Here is a 1521-nt window from a genome sequence, read left to right on the forward strand (position 1 = left end):
GACGCTGCAGTCACGCACCGGCTCGAACGTGACGATGCAGTCACGCCCGGGCGAAAGAAAGAGGAGAGGGCACCAGCTCGATACCGCTGAGCACAACGGCGTTGTCGCGCGACGGCGCGACAACGCCGCCGACGATGCGGCCCTGGTCTTTCCACATGTTGACCTGAAGCGTTTCGCCCGGGTATGCGACACCCGCGAATCGGGCGCCGTAGGCGGCTACCGCCGTGGCGTCCGCGTCGAGCAGCGCGTCGGTGATGGCCTTGCAGGTCATGCCGTAGGTGCATAGCCCATGCAGGATGGGCGCGGGAAAGCCTGAGGCAGCGGCGAATTCGGGGTCGGAGTGCAGCGGATTACGGTCTCCGCAGAGCCGGTAGAGCAGCGCCTGCTGCGGCAGCACCGGCATCGAGACCTGTAGATCGGGTGCCCGCTCCGGCGGCGCGTCAGAGGTTGACGGGCCGCGTTCGCCGCCGAATCCTCCTTCACCGCGGGCGTATATCGACCGTTTCTGCGTCCACAGCAGCTCGCCGTCGGGTGTGGTCACCCGCGTCTCGCTCCAGATCACCGCGGCCTTGCCTTTGTCCCAGATATCGGTGAACCGGGTGACGGCGCGCGCCGAGCCCGACGGCGGCAGCGGCCCTGGCACTTCCACACGTTCGCTGGCGTGCAGTACCTTGCTCAGTTCGATATCGATGCCGGGGAAGCGGACGGAGGGCGGTTTGGTGGCGTGGAAGGTGGCGGCCACCGTGGCGAAAGTCGGCAGCACCTGCGGGGTGTCGTCGACCAGGTACCGCAGCTCGCGCGGGTCCATCGGATCCGACCCGGCGCCCAATGCCAGTTGGTAGAGTTGGACATCGCTACTGGCCCAAGAGAATTCGACAGGATCCAAGACGGCGTTCAGGGCGACTTCGACATCGATCGGCATGTCAGCCCTCGCCAGCGATATGCAGGGCGGCCAGGTAGCCGAACGTCATCGCCGGCCCGATGGTGCCGCCCGGGCCGGGGTAGGTGTGCCCCATCACCGGCGAGCTGACATTGCCCGCGGCATAAAGACCGTCGATGATGCTGCCGTCGTCGCGGAGCGCCCGGCCGTGGACGTCGGTGCGGATACCGCCTTTGGTGCCCAGGTCTCCGGGAACCATCTTGGCGGCGTAGTAGGGTGCGTGCCGGATCTCGCCCAGGTTCGGATTGGGCTTGTTGGTCGGGTCACCGTAGTAGCGGTCGTAGGCGCTTTCCCCGCGGTGGTAGTCCGTGTCGACGCCGGACCGGGCAAAGCCGTTGAAACGCTGGACCGTCGCGATGAATTGGTCGACCGGAAGGCCGGCCTTGGTGGCCAGTTCCTCCAGCGTGTCGGCCTGGATGATCACGCCGGAATCCAGCCACTTACGCGGAATGCGTTGGCCTGGTTGCAGTCCGGCAAAGATGTAGCGGTCCCGGTACTGCTGGTCGAACACCAGCCAGGCGGGAATGTTCTCGCCCGGTCCGGGACCCTGCCCGTACTTGCCGCCGTACATGTGGTGGCAG

Annotated in this window: 2 protein-coding genes; both read right to left on the reverse strand. The window is 66.5% G+C overall.

All coding sequences use genetic code 11. The annotated features are described in order from the left end of the window. Positions 1-40 precede the first annotated feature (40 nt). Positions 41-922: an enoyl-CoA hydratase ChsH3 gene (gene chsH3 / locus CDN38_RS28165; RefSeq protein ID WP_075510146.1), complete on the reverse strand. Its 882-nt coding sequence runs from the start codon at positions 920-922 to the stop codon at positions 41-43. A 1-nt stretch (position 923) separates the two neighbouring features. Next, positions 924-1521: FAD-binding protein (locus tag CDN38_RS28170; RefSeq protein WP_142361408.1), on the reverse strand; the 598-nt coding region annotated here is incomplete at its 5' end.

Origin of the sequence: Mycobacterium ostraviense (assembly GCF_002705925.1) — a bacterium.
GTDB lineage: Bacteria > Actinomycetota > Actinomycetes > Mycobacteriales > Mycobacteriaceae > Mycobacterium > Mycobacterium ostraviense.